This is a genomic window from Streptomyces sp. cg36 (assembly GCF_041080675.1).
Classification (GTDB): domain Bacteria; phylum Actinomycetota; class Actinomycetes; order Streptomycetales; family Streptomycetaceae; genus Streptomyces.
The window spans coordinates 3,064,362-3,080,294 of record NZ_CP163520.1; the positions used below are offsets into that span (position 1 = coordinate 3,064,362).

Below are 15,933 nucleotides of genomic sequence, written 5' to 3' on the forward strand. Positions count from 1 at the left end.
TCACGTCCCTCAGCCCGTTGCCGTCCGCAGATGAACGATGTCGCCCGCCGCGACCGGCTCCCGCAGGCCGGTCCCGGTGGCCAGCACCAGCCTGCCGTCGGAGTCGACCGCGACCGCCTCGCCGGTCAGCGAACGCTCGCCCGGCAGCTCGGCGCGGACCGTACGGCCCAGCGTGGCGCAGCCCGCCGCGTATGTCTCCTGGAGCCGGGAGGCGGCCGGGTCGCCGCCCGCCTCGCGCCAGTCCACGTACCACTGCTCCAGCGAGCGCAGCACGGCCCGCAGCAGCGTCTCGCGGTCGGTGGAGACCGCGTTCGCCAGCGCCAGCGAACCGGCGGCGGGGACGGGCAGTTCCGCCGCCCGCAGCGTCACGTTCAGGCCGATGCCGACCACCACGGCGTCGTCCCCGGCCCGCTCGGCGAGGATGCCGCCCGCCTTGCGCTCCTCGCCGTCCACGGTGACCAGCAGGTCGTTGGGCCACTTCAGCGAGGTGTCCACGCCCGCGGCCCGGGACAGACCGGTGGCGACGGCGACTCCGGTGAGCAGCGGCAGCCAGCCCCAGCGCTCGGCCGGGACGCCCGGTCCGGGCCGGAGCAGGACCGAGAAGAACAGCCCCGACCGGGCGGGCGCCGTCCAGTTGCGGTCCAGGCGCCCCCGGCCCGCGGTCTGCTCCTCGGCCACCAGGACCGCGCCCTCGGGCAGCTCCTTGGCGCGGGAGGTGAGGTCGGAGTTGGTGGAGCCGGTCTCCGCGACCACGTCGAGGGAGGTCCACAGGGCGCCGGGCCGCACCAGGGCGTGGCGCAGGGCGGAGGCGTTGAGCGGGGGCCGGTCGAGGTCGGACCAGCGGCTGTCGGATACGTCCGGAGGCGTCATACAGCCAGGTTAGGCGCGTTGGCGCAAGCGCACTGTGGTGTGGCAAACGACGCACTGCCGAACCGTATCGCCACCACTACCCTACGAGTCAGTAGCCAGCAGAACCCGTGACCAGGCAGGGAGCCGCATCCCGATGTCCGAGCCGGAGCAGCCATCGATGACCGACATCCACACCACCGCGGGCAAGCTCGCGGACCTGCAGCGCCGGATCGACGAGGCCACGCACGCCGGCTCAGCGCGCGCGGTGGAAAAGCAGCACGCCAAGGGCAAGTTGACCGCCCGTGAGCGGGTGGAGCTGCTCCTCGACGAAGGGTCGTTCGTCGAGCTCGACGAGTTCGCCCGGCACCGCTCCACCGACTTCGGGATGGAGCTGAACCGCCCGTACGGCGATGGCGTGGTGACCGGTTACGGCACCGTCGACGGCCGTCCGGTGGCGGTGTTCTCGCAGGACTTCACGGTCCTCGGCGGCTCGCTCGGCGAGGTCTTCGGCCAGAAGATCATGAAGGTGATGGACTTCGCGCTGAAGACCGGCTGCCCGGTCGTCGGCATCAACGACTCCGGCGGCGCCCGCATCCAGGAGGGCGTCATGGCCCTCGGCATGTACGGCGAGATCTTCCGCCGCAACACCCATGCCTCCGGCGTGATCCCGCAGATCTCGCTGGTCGTGGGCCCGTGCGCGGGCGGCGCGGTCTACTCCCCGGCCATCACCGACTTCACGGTGATGGTCGACCAGACCTCGCACATGTTCATCACCGGCCCGGACGTCATCAAGACGGTCACCGGCGAGGACGTCGGCTTCGAGGAGCTGGGCGGCGCGCGCACCCACAACGCCACCTCGGGCGTGGCCCACCACCTGGCGGGCGACGAGAAGGACGCCATCGAGTACGTCAAGTCCCTGCTGTCGTACCTGCCTTCGAACAACCTCAGCGAGCCCCCGGCCTTCCCCGAGGCGGCCGACCTGGACGTCTCGGCGACCGACCTGGAGCTGGACACGGTCATCCCGGACTCGGCGAACCAGCCGTACGACATGCACACCGTGATCGAGCACGTGCTGGACGACGGCGAGTTCCTGGAGACGCAGGCCCTGTTCGCGCCGAACATCCTCACCGGCTTCGGCCGGGTCGAGGGCCACCCGGTCGGCATCGTCGCCAACCAGCCGATGCAGTTCGCGGGCTGCCTGGACATCGACGCCAGCGAGAAGGCCGCCCGGTTCGTGCGCACCTGCGACGCGTTCAACGTGCCGGTGGTCACCTTCGTGGACGTGCCGGGCTTCCTGCCGGGCGTGGACCAGGAGTACGGCGGCATCATCCGGCGCGGCGCCAAGCTGATCTACGCGTACGCCGAGGCGACCGTCCCGCTGATCACGGTCATCACCCGCAAGGCGTTCGGCGGCGCCTACGACGTCATGGGCTCCAAGCACCTGGGCGCCGACCTCAACCTGGCCTGGCCCACCGCCCAGATCGCGGTGATGGGCGCCCAGGGGGCGGTGAACATCCTGCACCGGCGCACCATCGCCGCCGCCGCGGACGCCGAGGAGGCGGAGGCCACCCGCGCCCGGCTGATCACGGAGTACGAGGACACCCTCCTCAACCCGTACGTGGCGGCCGAGCGCGGCTACATCGACGCGGTGATCATGCCGTCGGACACCCGGTCGCACATCGTGCGCGGCCTGCGTCAGCTGCGCACCAAGCGGGAAAGCCTTCCCCCGAAGAAGCACGGCAACATCCCCCTCTAGGCCCCCGAGGAGCGGTCATGATCAAGGTCGTACGGGGCAATCCGACCCCGGAGGAGCTGGCCGCCGCACTGGCGGTGGTCCAGGCGCGCGCCGCGGCGACGGCGTCCGCGTCGTCCGGTGCGCCGCTGCCGCCCGAGGAGTGGTCCGACCCGGCGCGCATCGCGCGCCGCCCGGTCCCCCGGCCGGGCCCGCGCTCCTGGGCGCGCAGCTACTGGCCCGTGTGAGACCCGGTCAGGGCGGTTGAGTACGCGTACTCAGGCGCCCGGACCGGACCGGCCGCAGTATCGGAGGCATGCTGTGGTCCGACCCGGAGAACGAGCCGCCGAAGGAACTGCGCGACGCCCAGGCGATGATGCGGCGCGCGGGTCTGGTGCTCGCGCTGCTCATGGTGGTGGGGATGGTCGCGGTCAGCCTCCGCTGACGCTCCCGCCCCGGCGGGGTGCGGCGCTGTCTACGATGGCCCGTATGACTGCCGCCGCTCGCCGCCTCGTCCTCGCCTCCGCCTCGCCCGCCCGGCTCGGTCTGCTGCGGCAGGCCGGACTCGCCCCCGAGGTCATCGTCAGCGGGGTGGACGAGGACGCGCTGAGCGCCCCCACCCCCGGCGAGCTGGCCCTGGTGCTCGCCGAGGCCAAGGCGGACGCGGTCGCCGCCCGCCCGGAGGCCGCCGGGGCCCTGCTCATCGGCTGCGACTCGGTGCTGGAGCTGGACGGCGAGGCGCTGGGCAAGCCCGCCGACGCCGAGGAGGCCACCGCCCGCTGGAAGTCCATGCGCGGCCGGGCCGGAGTGCTGCGCACGGGCCACTGCGTGATCGACACGGCGACCGGCCGCCGCGCCTCGGCGACCGCCTCCACCACGGTCCGCTTCGGCGAGCCGAGCGACGCGGAGGTGGCCGCGTACGTGGCGAGCGGCGAGCCGCTGCACGTGGCGGGCGCCTTCACCCTGGACGGCCGCTCGGCCCCGTTCGTGGACGGCATCGACGGCGACCCGGGCAACGTCATCGGCCTGTCGCTGCCGCTGCTGCGCAGGCTGCTCGCGGAGCTGGACATCAGCATCACGGACCTGTGGGCGACCCCGGCCGGCTAGCCGGGCCGCCCGGTGGGGCGCGGCCGTCCGGCTAGACGGTCGCGGGGGCGTCGCTCGTGGGCGGCGCGCCGGGCCCCTCGGGGCTCTTCTCGCCCTCGCCGTCCCGCGGCTCCGCCGGGGCCGGGGGCGCGTTCAGCAGCAGGGCGAGCACGATCAGGGCCAGCACCAGCATCATGAACGCGAAGGCCGCCCAGCCGATCAGACCGACCGTCAGCGCGCCGAGCACGCCGTGCACCACCGCGCAGGTGATCAGCACGATCCGCCCGAAGCGGCCGGGCGCGCGGTCGCGTACGGCGACGAGCAGCAGGAGCACCGCGCACAGCGCCAGATAGAGGCCGACGACGGCGCCCATCGCATAGGTGGCGTTGGCCATGGTGGCGGAGTCGATGCCGCCCATGGACATGCTCTGCTGGTGGACGACCCGCCCGAGGATCCAGTTGATCAGCGCCATGCCGATGGCCTCGCCCAAGAGAACGATCGCGGCCACCACGGCCACCGTCCTGCGCGCCACGGCGCACCTCCCCCTGCCTACACCCAGCCCCTGTTACCGGTAGTACGTCCGACATCGCGAACGCTACTAACGGGTAAACCCCTGGGCAAGGGTCTTGCCGAAGGAGTGGGCGGGATCTTCCGGCCGTAAAGAATCATTCGGCCATTCGTAGGGACTCCACAAAGAATGTGCGGGGGCCGCTGGCCGCCAGGACAGAGACCTTGGCCACACCAGAACGCTAATGTGCCGAGGAGGGACCCGGCGTACCGTGGTGCGACAAGGGATTTCGCGACACGAGCTACCCCGGGATCACACTCCGTGTGGGCAAGCTCACCACCGGGGACGGGTCGTGGGCCGGTGTACGGCTTCCCTAAACTCAGCTTGTTTTTCAAGGAGGGAGCCATCGTGCGCAAGGTGCTCATCGCCAACCGTGGCGAAATCGCTGTCCGCGTTGCCCGAGCCTGCCGGGATGCCGGGATCGCGAGCGTAGCCGTCTACGCCGACCCGGACCGGGACGCTCTGCACGTCCGCGCGGCCGACGAGGCATTCGCCCTGGGCGGTGACACCCCGGCCGCCAGCTACCTGGACATCACCAAAGTCCTCCAGGCCGCCGCCGACTCCGGCGCCGACGCCATCCACCCCGGCTACGGCTTCCTCTCCGAGAACGCCGAATTCGCCCAGGCCGTCCTCGACGCCGGCCTCACCTGGATCGGCCCCCCGCCCCACGCCATCCGCGACCTCGGCGACAAGGTCGCCGCCCGCCACATCGCCCAGCGCGCCGGCGCCCCCCTCGTCGCCGGCACCCCCGACCCCGTCGCCGGCGCCGACGAAGTCGTCGCCTTCGCCGCAGAACACGGCCTGCCCATCGCCATCAAAGCCGCCTTCGGCGGCGGCGGACGCGGCCTCAAAGTCGCCCGCACCCTCGAAGAAGTCCCCGAACTCTACGAGTCCGCCGTCCGCGAGGCCGTCGCCGCGTTCGGCCGCGGCGAATGCTTCGTCGAGCGCTACCTCGACAAGCCCCGCCACGTCGAGACCCAGTGCCTGGCCGACACCCACGGCAACGTCGTCGTCGTCTCCACCCGCGACTGCTCCCTCCAGCGCCGCCACCAAAAACTCGTCGAGGAAGCCCCCGCCCCCTTCCTCACCCCCGAGCAGGTCACCGAGCTCTACACCTCCTCCAAAGCCATCCTCAAGGAAGCCGGCTACGTCGGCGCCAAGCACCGTCGAATTCCTCGTCGGCCAGGACGGCACCATCTCCTTCCTCGAAGTCAACACCCGCCTCCAGGTCGAACACCCCGTCACCGAAGAAGTCGCCGGCATCGACCTCGTACGCGAGATGTTCCGCATCGCCGACGGCGAAGCCCTCGGCTACGACGACCCCGCCCTGCGCGGCCACTCCTTCGAGTTCCGCATCAACGGCGAAGACCCCGGCCGCAACTTCCTGCCCGCCCCCGGCACCGTGACCACCTTCACCCCGCCCACCGGCCCCGGCGTCCGCCTCGACGCCGGCGTCGAATCCGGCAGCGTCATCGGCCCCGCCTGGGACTCCCTCCTCGCCAAACTCATCGTCACCGGCGCCACCCGCGAACAGGCCCTCCAACGCGCCGCCCGCGCCCTGGAAGAGTTCACCGTCGAAGGCATGGCCACCGCCATCCCCTTCCACCGCGCCGTCGTCAAGGACCCCGCCTTCGCCCCCGAACTCACCGGCAGCCACGACCCCTTCACCGTCCACACCCGCTGGATCGAAACCGAATTCGCCAACGAGATCAAGCCCTTCGCCGCCCCGGCCGACGCCGAGGCGGACGAGGAGGCCGGTCGCGAGACGGTCGTGGTCGAGGTCGGCGGCAAGCGCCTCGAAGTCTCCCTGCCCTCCTCCCTCGGCATGTCGCTGGCCCGCACGGGCCTGGCCGCCGGTGCGAAGCCGAAGCGCCGGGCGACCAAGAAGGCGGGGTCGGCGGCGTCCGGCGACACCCTGGCCTCCCCCATGCAGGGCACGATCGTCAAGGTCGCCGTCGAAGAGGGCCAAGAGGTCAAGGAAGGCGACCTCATCGTCGTCCTCGAAGCCATGAAGATGGAACAGCCCCTCAACGCCCACCGCTCCGGCACCGTCAAGGGGCTGGCGGCGGAGGTCGGCGCCTCCATCACCTCGGGTGCGGCGATCTGCGAGATCAAGGACTGAACTCCCGTCACCGGCTGACCAGTCGGGGCCCCCGCCGGATCGTTCCGGCGGGGGCCCCGGCCGTTCCGGCGGCGATACGCTTCGGCGGTGCCGGACGAACCCTCCCTCACCACACGCCAGTTGGCGGCGGGCGTCCATCTGGACGCCCGCTACCGCGAAGCCGTCATCGGCGAACTGCACGACCACCGGAACCGGTACAGCGCCCCGTCGCCCGACGTCGACACGGTCGCGCTGGTCACCGAGGCGCTGGGCGCGCGCAGGACGGCGACGGTCCTGGGCGGGTACGTGGCGCTCCTGTGGTTCGCCGGGTTCGTCTTCACGGGCGCCCTGTTCGCCCTGTACGCGGCGGCGTGCGCGGTCCTGCTCGGCGCGGCGGCCCTCGCCCGCCCCCGCCACTGGGCGGCCCGGACGGCGGCGGGCTGTCTGCGGGTGCTGGGCGGCGCGGCGCTGGCCGGGTACGCGGTGCTGGCCGGGGCCACCGCCGGGGACGCCGGGTGGCTGCGGACCACCGCCGCCTTCGGCTTCCCCCTGCTCACGGCCGGGCTGGTCGGGGCGCACCGGGCGGCGGTCGAGCTGAGGCTGCGGGTCATCGGCTCCCCCTCGTACCGCCTCCGGCGGGTCCCCTCAGGGCGGCACACGGCCGAACTCCTCGACCGGGAGCGCACCTCGTCCGTGGTGTTCCACCGGCCCGACTCCCCGTTCCTGGGGGCGGGCCCGGTACGGGAGTCGCTGGGGCTGACGGTCGAAGTACGGGGACACGAGGGCCCGTTCGCACGGCCCCCGGCGCTGACGCGCATCGCGCGGGCCGTGGGGAACGTGCCCGGTCTCGCCGACAGCGTCGAGGACTGCTTCCTCTACCCGGAGGCGGTGGCGCCGCCCCGGAACACGTTCCCGCGGCTCCCGCACGAGCTGCCCGCCGGGCCGCGCTGGCTGCGGATCGTCTCCGGCTCCCGGGGCCCGCACCCGGTCACCGTCTTCGTCCAGGTCCGGCTGGACGGCACCTTCCTCTCCCTCCAGCAGGTCACCTGCGCCCTGCCGCCGGTCCGCGAGGACTTCGCGTACGCCCTGGGCGAGCCGCCCGCCGCCACGGGCCGGGCGCTGGTGCGGGCGCTGACCGCCTCGCCGCGGACCGCCGCCGCGCTGCTCACCGAGGTGGCGGCCTGGCCGGTGCGGCGCGTGCGGCGGTCCGCACGGGCGGGGCGGCGCACGGAGGCCGCCCGCGTCTCCGTCCGCGAGCTCGCCGCCGGGCCCGCGCTGCCCGCGCTCGCCGCCGCCGAGGCCGACCGGGTCGCGCGGACCGTACGGCTCCTGGTCCTCGACGCCGTCCGCGAGGACCTGCGCGACCAGGGGCTGCACGCTCCGGGCCTCGGCGGCCCGGCGGAGGTACGGAACGAGCAGGTCGGCGACTTCCTCATCGGCAACTCGCGCGGCGCCGTCGCCATGGGCGACAACTCCCGCGCCGTCACCCGCCACACCTCCCCCGGCCCCACCACCAACCCCGACGACGACTCCTGGGAAGACGACGACCTTGGGTGACATCGCCAAGGGGGTGCTGGGCGGCGCCTGGACCCTGCTCGTGGGGTGGATACTCCCGACCGTCCTCAACCTCGGCGTCTTCGCCCTGGCCGTCGCGCCCAGCCTGCGCCGCACCGCCGCGGCGCGCCGGCTGTGGCCGGACGGCATGCCCGGCACGACCGTGGTGCTGCTGGCCGCCGCCCTGCTGCTCGGCCTGGTCCTCAGCGCCCTGCAGAACCTGCTCTACCGCGTCCTGGAGGGCTATGCCCTCTGGCCCGCCGCCGCCTACCGGGCGGGGTGCCGACGGGCGCTGAGGGCGCGGGGCGCGCTCGCCGACCGGCTGCTGGTCATCTCGCTGGAGCGGCGCGAGCGCGAGGGGACGCCCCCGGCCCCGCCGGCCCGCGCCGACCTGCTCCGGATCCGCGCGGACGCCCGGCTGGCCCGTGCCGTACGCGGGGACCGGCGGCGCACCTCCGCCCAGCGGGCGCTGCTGCGGGAGCGGCTGAACCGGTACCCGGTGGACGCGGCGCAGCTGGCCCCGACCCGGCTCGGCAACGCGATCCGCCGCTTCGAGGAGTACGGGCACGACCGGTACCGGCTGGACACCCAGCTGCTGTGGAACGAGCTGACCGGGGCCGCGTCCGACAAGCTGTGCCGTCAGGTGGATCTGGCCCGCGCCAGCGTGGACTTCTTCGTGGCGCTGCTCGCCGGGCACACGGCGGTCGCGCTGGCCGCGCTGGCCACGCTCCCGGCCGCCTCCGCCGACGTCCCGCTGCTGCTCACGGCCGCCGGGGGCCTGGCCGTACTGGTGCCGCTCTGGTACCGGGCGGCGGTGACCGCGACCGACGAGTGGGCGGCGGCGGTGCGCGCCCTGGTGAACGCGGGACGCCAGCCGCTGGCCGAGGCGCTGGGACTGGTGCTGCCGGGGGAGCTGGCCGAGGAGCGGAAGATGTGGACCATGGTCTCCCGTTTCTCCCGCATCCCCTTCCACGACCGGGCGTCAGCGCTCGACCGCTACCGGGCGGCCCCGTGAGCGCGCGGTTCGGGCATCCTTGGGGTATGACGACGAGGCCCATGCGTGCCGACGCGCGGCGCAACTACGAGCGGCTCCTCGGCGTGGCACGAGCCGCTTTCGCGGAACACGGCACGGACGCCTCGCTGGAGGACGTGGCCAAGCGCGCGGGCGTCGGCATCGGCACCCTGTACCGGCACTTCCCCAACCGGCACGCCCTGATGAACGCGATCTTCCAGGGCGAGGTCGACGTACTGCTGACCCGCTCCCGCGAGTTGCTGGACGCCGAACAGCCGTGTACGGCGCTCGTGGAGTGGCTGCGCGCCATCATCACTCATACGGGTGAGTATCGCGGGGTGGCCCGCGCCCTCATGTCGGCGTCGCACGACGACAGTTCGGCGCTGGCCCAGTGCAACGTGCCGATGCGGGAGGCGGGCAGCGCGCTGCTGGCCCGGGCGCAGCTGGCCGGCAGCGTGCGCGTGGACGTGACGATCGGCGATCTGCTCCAGCTCACCAACGCGATCGCGCTGGCGGCGGAACAGGCGCCGGACGACCCGGAGTTGGCCGACCGGCTGCTCGCGCTGACCCTGCGCGGCCTGAAGCCGTGACCGGGGCGGCGCGTGCCCCGGCCACGACGACCGCGGGCGGCACGCGCCCAGGTCACGACACCGCGCGAGGGGACCACGGCCGCGGGACCGAAGACCCGGCCCGCCCCGACCTGAGCCGCCCCGGCCCGGCCTGCCGCGAACCGGCCCGGATCTGACGCGAACCGGCCCGGATCTGACGCGAACCGGCCCGGCCGCGTCCGCCCCGGCCCGTCCCTACCGGCGGCGCAGATCCGCGACCCGCGCCCGGTCGCCGGGCCCCTGCTGGTCGCCGAGCGGGGCCGCGCTGCGCAACTGCGGTCCGGCGCCCGGCACATGGCTGCGGCGCTGGCCGGGGAGCGGCACGTCCCGGCGGGGCGGGCGCCCCGTGGGCAGGCTCTCGCCGCCCGGCCCGGTCCCGGCCACCGCGATCTGCACGCCCTGGTCGGCCAGGGCCTGAAACTCGGTGCCCGCCCGGTCGTCGTGGGCGGGCGGCTCGTCGGTGACCAGGCGCGTGATCACATCGGTCGGCACCGTCTGGAACATGGTGTCGGTGCCGAGCTTGGTGTGGTCGGCCAGGACCACGACCTCGGCCGCCGCCTGCACCAGTGCCCGGTCCACGCTCGCGGAGAGCATGTTGGACGTGGACAGGCCGCGCTCGGCGGTCAGCCCGCTCCCGGACAGGAAGGCGCGCGAGACCCGCAGCCCCTGGAGGGACTGCTCGGCGCCGCTGCCCACCAGGGCGTAGTTGGAGCCGCGCAGGGTGCCACCGGTCATGACGACCTCGACCCGGTTGGCGTGGGCCAGGGCCTGGGCCACCAGCAGGGAGTTGGTGACGACGGTCAGACCGGGGACCCGGGCCAGCCGGCGGGCCAGCTCCTGGGTGGTCGTCCCCGCGCCGACGACGATGGCCTCGCCCTCTTCGACCAGGCCCGCGGCGAGGTCGGCGATGGCCGTCTTCTCGGCGGTCGCGAGATGGGATTTCTGCGGGAAGCCGGACTCTCGCGTGAATCCGCCCGGCAGTACCGCACCGCCGTGCCGGCGGTCGAGGAGTCCTTCGGCCTCCAGTGCCCGCACGTCCCGCCGTACGGTCACTTCGGAGGTCTGGACGACGCGGGCGAGCTCACGGAGCGATACCGCCCCGTTGGCGCGCACCATTTCGAGGATCAATTGGCGACGTTCTGCAGCGAACACGAAACTGACAGTAACCTGAGCGGCCGATTGTTTTCAGCAGTTTGCGCCGAATAACAGAAGGTGTGCACAGAGGTGTCCGCGAAGTGGTATAGGCGCCCTCCCGGGCGCCTTGTCCCGCGCCGCCGCGCTCCGCGTACGCCCTCGGCTACGCCTCGCCCGCCTTCTTGCGGGTGTGCAGCTGCCGGGCCACCTCGGCGATCGAACCCGACAGGGACGGGTACACGGTGAACGCGTTCGCGATCTGTTCGACGGTCAGGTTGTTGTCGACCGCGATCGAAATGGGGTGGATCAGCTCCGAGGCGCGCGGCGAGACGACCACGCCGCCGACCACGATCCCGGTGCCCGGACGGCAGAAGATCTTGACGAAGCCGTCCCGGATGCCCTGCATCTTGGCGCGCGGGTTGCGCAGCAGCGGCAGCTTCACCACGCGCGCGTCGATCCTGCCCGCGTCCACGTCCGCCTGCGAGTAGCCGACGGTGGCGATCTCCGGGTCGGTGAAGACGTTGGAGGAGACCGTCTTCAGGTTCAGCGGGGCCACCGCGTCGCCCAGGAAGTGGTACATCGCGATGCGGCCCTGCATGGCCGCGACCGAGGCGAGCGCGAAGATGCCGGTGACGTCGCCGGCCGCGTACACGCCCGGCGTGGAGGTGCGCGAGACCTTGTCCGTCCAGATGTGGCCGGACTCCAGGAGCTTGACCCCGGACTCCTCCAGGTTCATCCCGGCGGTGTTGGGGATCGCGCCGACCGCCATCAGGCAGTGGGTGCCGGAGATGACCCGGCCGTCGGCGAGCGTGACCTCGACGCGGTCGCCGACCCGCTTGGCGGACTGGGCGCGCGAGCGGGCCATGACGTTCATGCCGCGGCGCCGGAAGACGTCCTCCAGGACGGCCGCCGCGTCCGGGTCCTCGCCCGGCAGCACGCGGTCGCGGGAGGAGACGAGGGTGACCTTGGAGCCGAGCGCCTGGTACGCGCCGGCGAACTCGGCACCGGTGACGCCGGAGCCGACCACGATCAGCTCTTCGGGCAGCTCCTCCAGGTCGTAGACCTGGGTCCAGTTCAGGATGCGCTCGCCGTCCGGCAGCGCGTCCGGGATCTCGCGCGGGTGGCCGCCGGTGGCGATCAGCACGGCGTCGGCGGTGAGGATCTCCTCGCTGCCGTCGGCGGCCGTGACGATGACGTCCCGGGTGCCGTCGATGCCCTGCGGGCCGCCGAGCTTGCCGCGCCCGCGCATCACGCGGGCCCCGGCGCGGGTCACCGAGGCGGTGATGTCGTGCGACTGGGCCAGCGCCAGCCGCTTCACACGCCGGTTCACCTTGCCGAGGTCGACGCCCACGACACGGGCGGACTGCTCCTCGGGCGGGGTGTCGTCGGCGACCAGGATGCCCAACTCCTCGTACGAAGAGTCGAAGGTCGTCATCACCTCGGCCGTCGCGATCAGAGTCTTCGACGGTACGCAGTCGGTCAGCACCGACGCCCCGCCCAGACCGTCGCAGTCGACGACGGTCACCTCCGCGCCGAGTTGGGCGGCCACCAGCGCCGCCTCGTATCCGCCGGGTCCGCCACCGATGATCACGATCCGGGTCACGAAAAAGTCCGCCTCGCATTGTGGAATGCAGTACGTAGCTCATTGTCCCGCACGCTTCAAGATGCTTCGCCCCCCGGGGCGCCATCCGGCTGTCACACCCGTGTGCCCTTCTCGCGCGGGCACCCGTGGGCCGCTGTCGTACCCTCGACACCATGTCGCTCTACGCCGCGTACGCCGGCAACATGGATCCGCGGCTGATGACGCGCCGCGCACCGCACTCACCGCTGCGCGGCACGGGCTGGCTCAACGGCTGGCGGCTGACGTTCGGCGGGGAGCAGATGGGCTGGGAGGGTGCCCTGGCCACGATCGTGGAGGCGCCGCGCTCCCAGGTCTTCGTCGCCCTCTACGACATCGCCTCCCTCGACGAGGACTCGATGGACCGCTGGGAGGGTGTCGGCCTCGACATCTACCGCAGGATGCGGGTACGGGTGGACACGCTGGACGGGGAGGAGCCGGCGTGGATCTACGTGCTCAACGCGTACGAGGGCGGGTTGCCGTCGGCGCGGTACCTGGGGGAGCTGGCGGACGCGGCGGAGTCCGCGGGGGCGCCCCACGACTACGTGATGGAACTCCGCAAACGCCCCTGCTGAGCGGCACCCCTTTTGGACCAGGTGTTCGTCTGCGGGCCGGTGGTGGGTTGCTCGCGCAGTTCCCCGCGCCCCTTTTGGACCAGGTGTTCGTCTGCGGGCCGGTGGTGGGTTGCTCGCGCAGTTCCCCGCGCCCCTAGGGGGTACGGCCGGCGCTGCCACTGTGAGGCGCGGGCAGGGGTGCGCCTTCACCTGCGGGCCTGGGGGCTTGTCGCGCAGTTCCCCGCGCCCCTGGCAGGCACCCGGCAGCCGAAACACCCAGCTCAGCCCAGGCTTTTAGGGGCGCGGGGCTGTGACATTGTGCGGCTCCGCCGCGCGGGCGCGAGACGCGGGCACGGTCCGCAGGCGAAGGCGGGTTTCCAGGGGCGCGGGGAACGGCGCGAGGAGCGACCACGGTCCGCGGACGACGGCGGGTTTCAAAGGGGCGCGGGGAACGGCGCGAGCAACCCACCACCGGCCCGCAGGCGAAGACCCGGCCCGCAAAAATGTTTTTGCCTCGTCGGAAACGACAAGGCAACGATCGAGCCCTTGTGCGCCAGTCATCTACGCGCGTAGGACTCCAGCGGTTACCCTCGTCGACGTGAACGCATCTGTTATTCCGGACAACCTCCAGGGCGACCCCCACGCCGCCGCCGACGCCGCCGCCGCCCGCCTGCGCGAGCTGACCGGCGCCGAGACCCACGACGTCGCCCTCGTGATGGGCTCCGGCTGGGCGCCGGCCGCCGACGCGCTCGGTGAGCCCGAGGCCGAGTTCCCGGTCACCGAGCTGCCCGGCTTCCCGCCGCCGGCCGTCGAGGGCCACGGCGGCAAGATCCGCTCGTACCGGATCGGCGACAAGCGCGCCCTGGTCTTCCTGGGCCGTACGCACTACTACGAGGGCCGCGGCGTCGCCGCCGTCGCCCACGGCGTGCGCACCGCCGTCGCCGCGGGCTGCAAGACCGTCGTGCTCACCAACGGCTGCGGCGGTCTGCGCGAGGGCATGCGCCCGGGCCAGCCCGTGCTGATCAGCGACCACCTGAACCTGACGGCCGCCTCCCCGATCGTCGGCGCCAACTTCGTGGACCTGACCGACCTGTACTCGCCGCGGCTGCGCGCGCTGTGCAAGGAGGTCGACCCCTCGCTGGAGGAGGGCGTCTACGTCCAGTTCCCCGGCCCGCACTACGAGACCCCGGCCGAGATCAACATGGTCCGCGTGCTCGGCGGCGACCTCGTCGGCATGTCGACGGTCCTGGAGGCCATCGCGGCCCGCGAGGCGGGCGCCGAGGTGCTGGGCATCTCGCTGGTGACCAACCTGGCCGCGGGGCTGACGGGCGAGCCCCTCAACCACGAAGAGGTGCTCCAGGCCGGCCGTGACTCGGCCGCGCGCATGGGTTCGCTGCTGACGCGGGTACTCGACCGCATCTGAACCGCACCGACCGATCCGCACCCTGAGCCGAACCGGAAGGGATTCACCGACGTGACGCAGGACCTGATCGCGCGGGCCAAGGCATGGCTGGCCGAGGACCCGGACGGCGAGACGCGCGAGGAGCTGGCCAAGCTCATCGACAACGAGGAGCTCGACGAACTGGCCGCCCGGTTCGGCGGCACGCTCCAGTTCGGCACCGCCGGGCTCCGCGGCGAGCTGGGCGCCGGCCCGATGCGGATGAACCGCTCGGTCGTCATCCGCGCCGCCGCCGGTCTCGCCGCGTACCTGAAGGCGCAGGGCCAGGGCGACGGCCTGGTCGTCATCGGGTACGACGCGCGCTACAAGTCGGCCGACTTCGCGCGCGACACGGCCGCCGTGATGACCGGCGCGGGCCTGCGGGCCGCGGTGCTGCCGCGCCCGCTGCCCACCCCCGTCCTGGCGTACGCGATAAGGCATCTGGGCGCCGTCGCCGGCGTCGAGGTGACCGCCAGCCACAACCCGCCGCGCGACAACGGCTACAAGGTCTACCTCGGCGACGGCTCGCAGATCGTGCCGCCCGCCGACGCGGAGATCGCCGCCGAGATCGCCGCGGTGGCCTCGCTCGCCGACGTCCCCCGCCCCGAGTCGGGCTGGGAGACGCTGGGCGAGGAGGTCCTGGACGCCTATCTGGCGCGTACGGACGAGGTGCTGACCGCAGGGTCCCCGCGCACCGCCCGGGTCGTCTACACGGCCATGCACGGCGTCGGCAAGGACGTCCTGACGGCCGCCTTCGCCCGGGCGGGCTTCCCGGCGCCCGCGCTGGTGGCCGAGCAGGCCGAGCCGGACCCGGCGTTCCCGACCGTCGCGTTCCCCAACCCGGAGGAGCCGGGCGCGATGGACCTGGCCTTCGCGACCGCGCGCGCGGTCGGCCCGGACATCGTCATCGCCAACGACCCGGACGCGGACCGCTGCGCCGTCGCCGTGCCGGACGCGTCGGTGGAGGGCGGCTGGCGGATGCTGCGCGGCGACGAGGTCGGCGCGCTGCTCGCCCGCCACCTGGTGGACCGGGGCGTGAGCGGCGTCTTCGCCGAGTCGATCGTCTCGTCCTCGCTGCTCGGCCGGATCGCCGCCGCCGCGGGCCTGGGCCACGAGGAGACCCTGACGGGCTTCAAGTGGATCGCCCGCGTCGACGGCCTGCGGTACGGGTACGAGGAGGCGCTGGGCTACTGCGTCGACCCGGAGGGCGTCCGCGACAAGGACGGCATCACCGCCGCCCTGCTCGTCGCCGAGCTCGCCTCGGTCCTCAAGGAGCAGGGGCGCACGCTCCTGGACCTGCTGGACGACCTGGCCGTCGAGCACGGTCTGCACGCCACCGACCAGCTGTCGGTGCGGGTGGAGGACCTCTCCGTCATCTCCGACGCCATGCGGCGGCTGCGCGAGAACGCGCCGACCGTGCTGGCGGGCCTGGCGGTCACCCGGGCCGAGGACCTCACCGAGGGCACCGAGGCGCTGCCGCCGACCGACGGTCTGCGCTACTACCTGGACGGCGCCCGCGTGATCGTCCGCCCCAGCGGCACCGAGCCCAAACTCAAGTGCTACCTGGAGGTCGTGGTGCCGGTCGCCGGCGCGGACGCCCTGGACGCGGCCCGCGCCACGGCGGCCGGGCTGCTCGCCGGGATCAAGCGGGACCTGGCGACCGCCGCGGGCATCTAGCC

At 73.1% G+C, this 15,933-nt stretch carries 14 protein-coding genes and 1 pseudogene; 11 read left to right on the top strand and 4 right to left on the bottom strand.

Annotated features, from left to right (window positions below):
* Positions 1-9: 9 nt before the first annotated feature.
* Positions 10-870: a biotin--[acetyl-CoA-carboxylase] ligase gene (locus AB5J87_RS13500; protein ID WP_369376795.1), complete on the bottom strand. Its 861-nt coding sequence runs from the start codon at positions 868-870 to the stop codon at positions 10-12.
* Between the two features lie 133 nt (positions 871-1,003).
* Here AB5J87_RS13500 and AB5J87_RS13505 point away from each other — a divergent pair, with 133 nt between their 5' ends.
* The 4 genes from AB5J87_RS13505 to AB5J87_RS13520 all read left to right on the top strand — a co-directional run bounded on the left by AB5J87_RS13505 (position 1,004) and on the right by AB5J87_RS13520 (position 3,688).
* Positions 1,004-2,605 carry an acyl-CoA carboxylase subunit beta gene (locus tag AB5J87_RS13505; RefSeq protein ID WP_369376797.1) on the top strand — a complete coding sequence of 534 codons (1,602 nt, stop codon included), beginning with the start codon at positions 1,004-1,006 and terminating at the stop codon, positions 2,603-2,605.
* A 17-nt stretch (positions 2,606-2,622) separates the two neighbouring features.
* Complete coding sequence (locus AB5J87_RS13510) at positions 2,623-2,829, top strand: acyl-CoA carboxylase epsilon subunit (protein ID WP_369376798.1); 207 nt, start codon at positions 2,623-2,625, stop codon at positions 2,827-2,829.
* 68 nt (positions 2,830-2,897) lie between these two features.
* Positions 2,898-3,026 (top strand): morphogenic membrane protein MmpB, encoded by a 129-nt coding sequence (mmpB, locus tag AB5J87_RS13515; protein WP_369376799.1) that lies wholly within the window; start codon positions 2,898-2,900, stop codon positions 3,024-3,026.
* Between the two features lie 35 nt (positions 3,027-3,061).
* Positions 3,062-3,688: a nucleoside triphosphate pyrophosphatase gene (locus tag AB5J87_RS13520; protein WP_369376800.1), complete on the top strand. Its 627-nt coding sequence runs from the start codon at positions 3,062-3,064 to the stop codon at positions 3,686-3,688.
* A gap of 31 nt (positions 3,689-3,719) precedes the next feature.
* On the opposite strand, the gene AB5J87_RS13525 is transcribed toward AB5J87_RS13520, so the two are convergent.
* Positions 3,720-4,199, bottom strand: coding sequence for a hypothetical protein (locus AB5J87_RS13525; RefSeq protein WP_369376802.1), 480 nt, complete (start codon positions 4,197-4,199; stop codon positions 3,720-3,722).
* Positions 4,200-4,583: 384 nt separating this feature from the next.
* Here AB5J87_RS13525 and AB5J87_RS13530 point away from each other — a divergent pair.
* The 4 genes and pseudogenes from AB5J87_RS13530 to AB5J87_RS13545 all read left to right on the top strand — a co-directional run bounded on the left by AB5J87_RS13530 (position 4,584) and on the right by AB5J87_RS13545 (position 9,492).
* Positions 4,584-6,357 (top strand): annotated as a pseudogene (locus tag AB5J87_RS13530) (biotin carboxylase N-terminal domain-containing protein).
* An 87-nt stretch (positions 6,358-6,444) separates the two neighbouring features.
* Positions 6,445-7,893, top strand: a complete 1,449-nt coding sequence (locus AB5J87_RS13535) for a hypothetical protein (RefSeq protein ID WP_369376803.1) — start codon at positions 6,445-6,447, stop codon at positions 7,891-7,893.
* Positions 7,886-8,905, top strand: coding sequence for a hypothetical protein (locus tag AB5J87_RS13540; RefSeq protein ID WP_369376804.1), 1,020 nt, complete (start codon positions 7,886-7,888; stop codon positions 8,903-8,905). The genes AB5J87_RS13535 and AB5J87_RS13540 overlap by 8 nt, the downstream gene beginning before the upstream one ends.
* Before the next feature lie 26 nt (positions 8,906-8,931).
* The gene (locus tag AB5J87_RS13545) at positions 8,932-9,492 is read left to right on the top strand and encodes a TetR/AcrR family transcriptional regulator (RefSeq protein ID WP_369376805.1); all 561 of its coding nucleotides are present in this window, start codon (positions 8,932-8,934) and stop codon (positions 9,490-9,492) included.
* A 213-nt stretch (positions 9,493-9,705) separates the two neighbouring features.
* On the opposite strand, the gene AB5J87_RS13550 is transcribed toward AB5J87_RS13545, so the two are convergent.
* Together AB5J87_RS13550 and AB5J87_RS13555 are read right to left on the bottom strand one after the other, a co-directional pair.
* A complete protein-coding gene (locus AB5J87_RS13550) occupies positions 9,706-10,662 on the bottom strand; it encodes a DeoR/GlpR family DNA-binding transcription regulator (protein WP_369376806.1) in 957 nt (318 codons plus the stop codon).
* Between the two features lie 145 nt (positions 10,663-10,807).
* Positions 10,808-12,247: an NAD(P)H-quinone dehydrogenase gene (locus AB5J87_RS13555; protein WP_369376807.1), complete on the bottom strand. Its 1,440-nt coding sequence runs from the start codon at positions 12,245-12,247 to the stop codon at positions 10,808-10,810.
* A 152-nt stretch (positions 12,248-12,399) separates the two neighbouring features.
* On the opposite strand from AB5J87_RS13555, the gene AB5J87_RS13560 reads away from it, so the two are divergent.
* The 3 genes from AB5J87_RS13560 to AB5J87_RS13570 all read left to right on the top strand — a co-directional run bounded on the left by AB5J87_RS13560 (position 12,400) and on the right by AB5J87_RS13570 (position 15,931).
* Positions 12,400-12,837, top strand: a complete 438-nt coding sequence (locus AB5J87_RS13560; protein WP_361429759.1) for a gamma-glutamylcyclotransferase — start codon at positions 12,400-12,402, stop codon at positions 12,835-12,837.
* Positions 12,838-13,414: 577 nt separating this feature from the next.
* On the top strand, positions 13,415-14,239 hold the full coding sequence (locus AB5J87_RS13565) for a purine-nucleoside phosphorylase (protein ID WP_369376809.1): 825 nt from the start codon (positions 13,415-13,417) through the stop codon (positions 14,237-14,239).
* A gap of 51 nt (positions 14,240-14,290) precedes the next feature.
* Positions 14,291-15,931 carry a phospho-sugar mutase gene (locus tag AB5J87_RS13570; protein WP_369376810.1) on the top strand — a complete coding sequence of 547 codons (1,641 nt, stop codon included), beginning with the start codon at positions 14,291-14,293 and terminating at the stop codon, positions 15,929-15,931.
* The last annotated feature ends 2 nt before the right edge of the window (positions 15,932-15,933 follow it).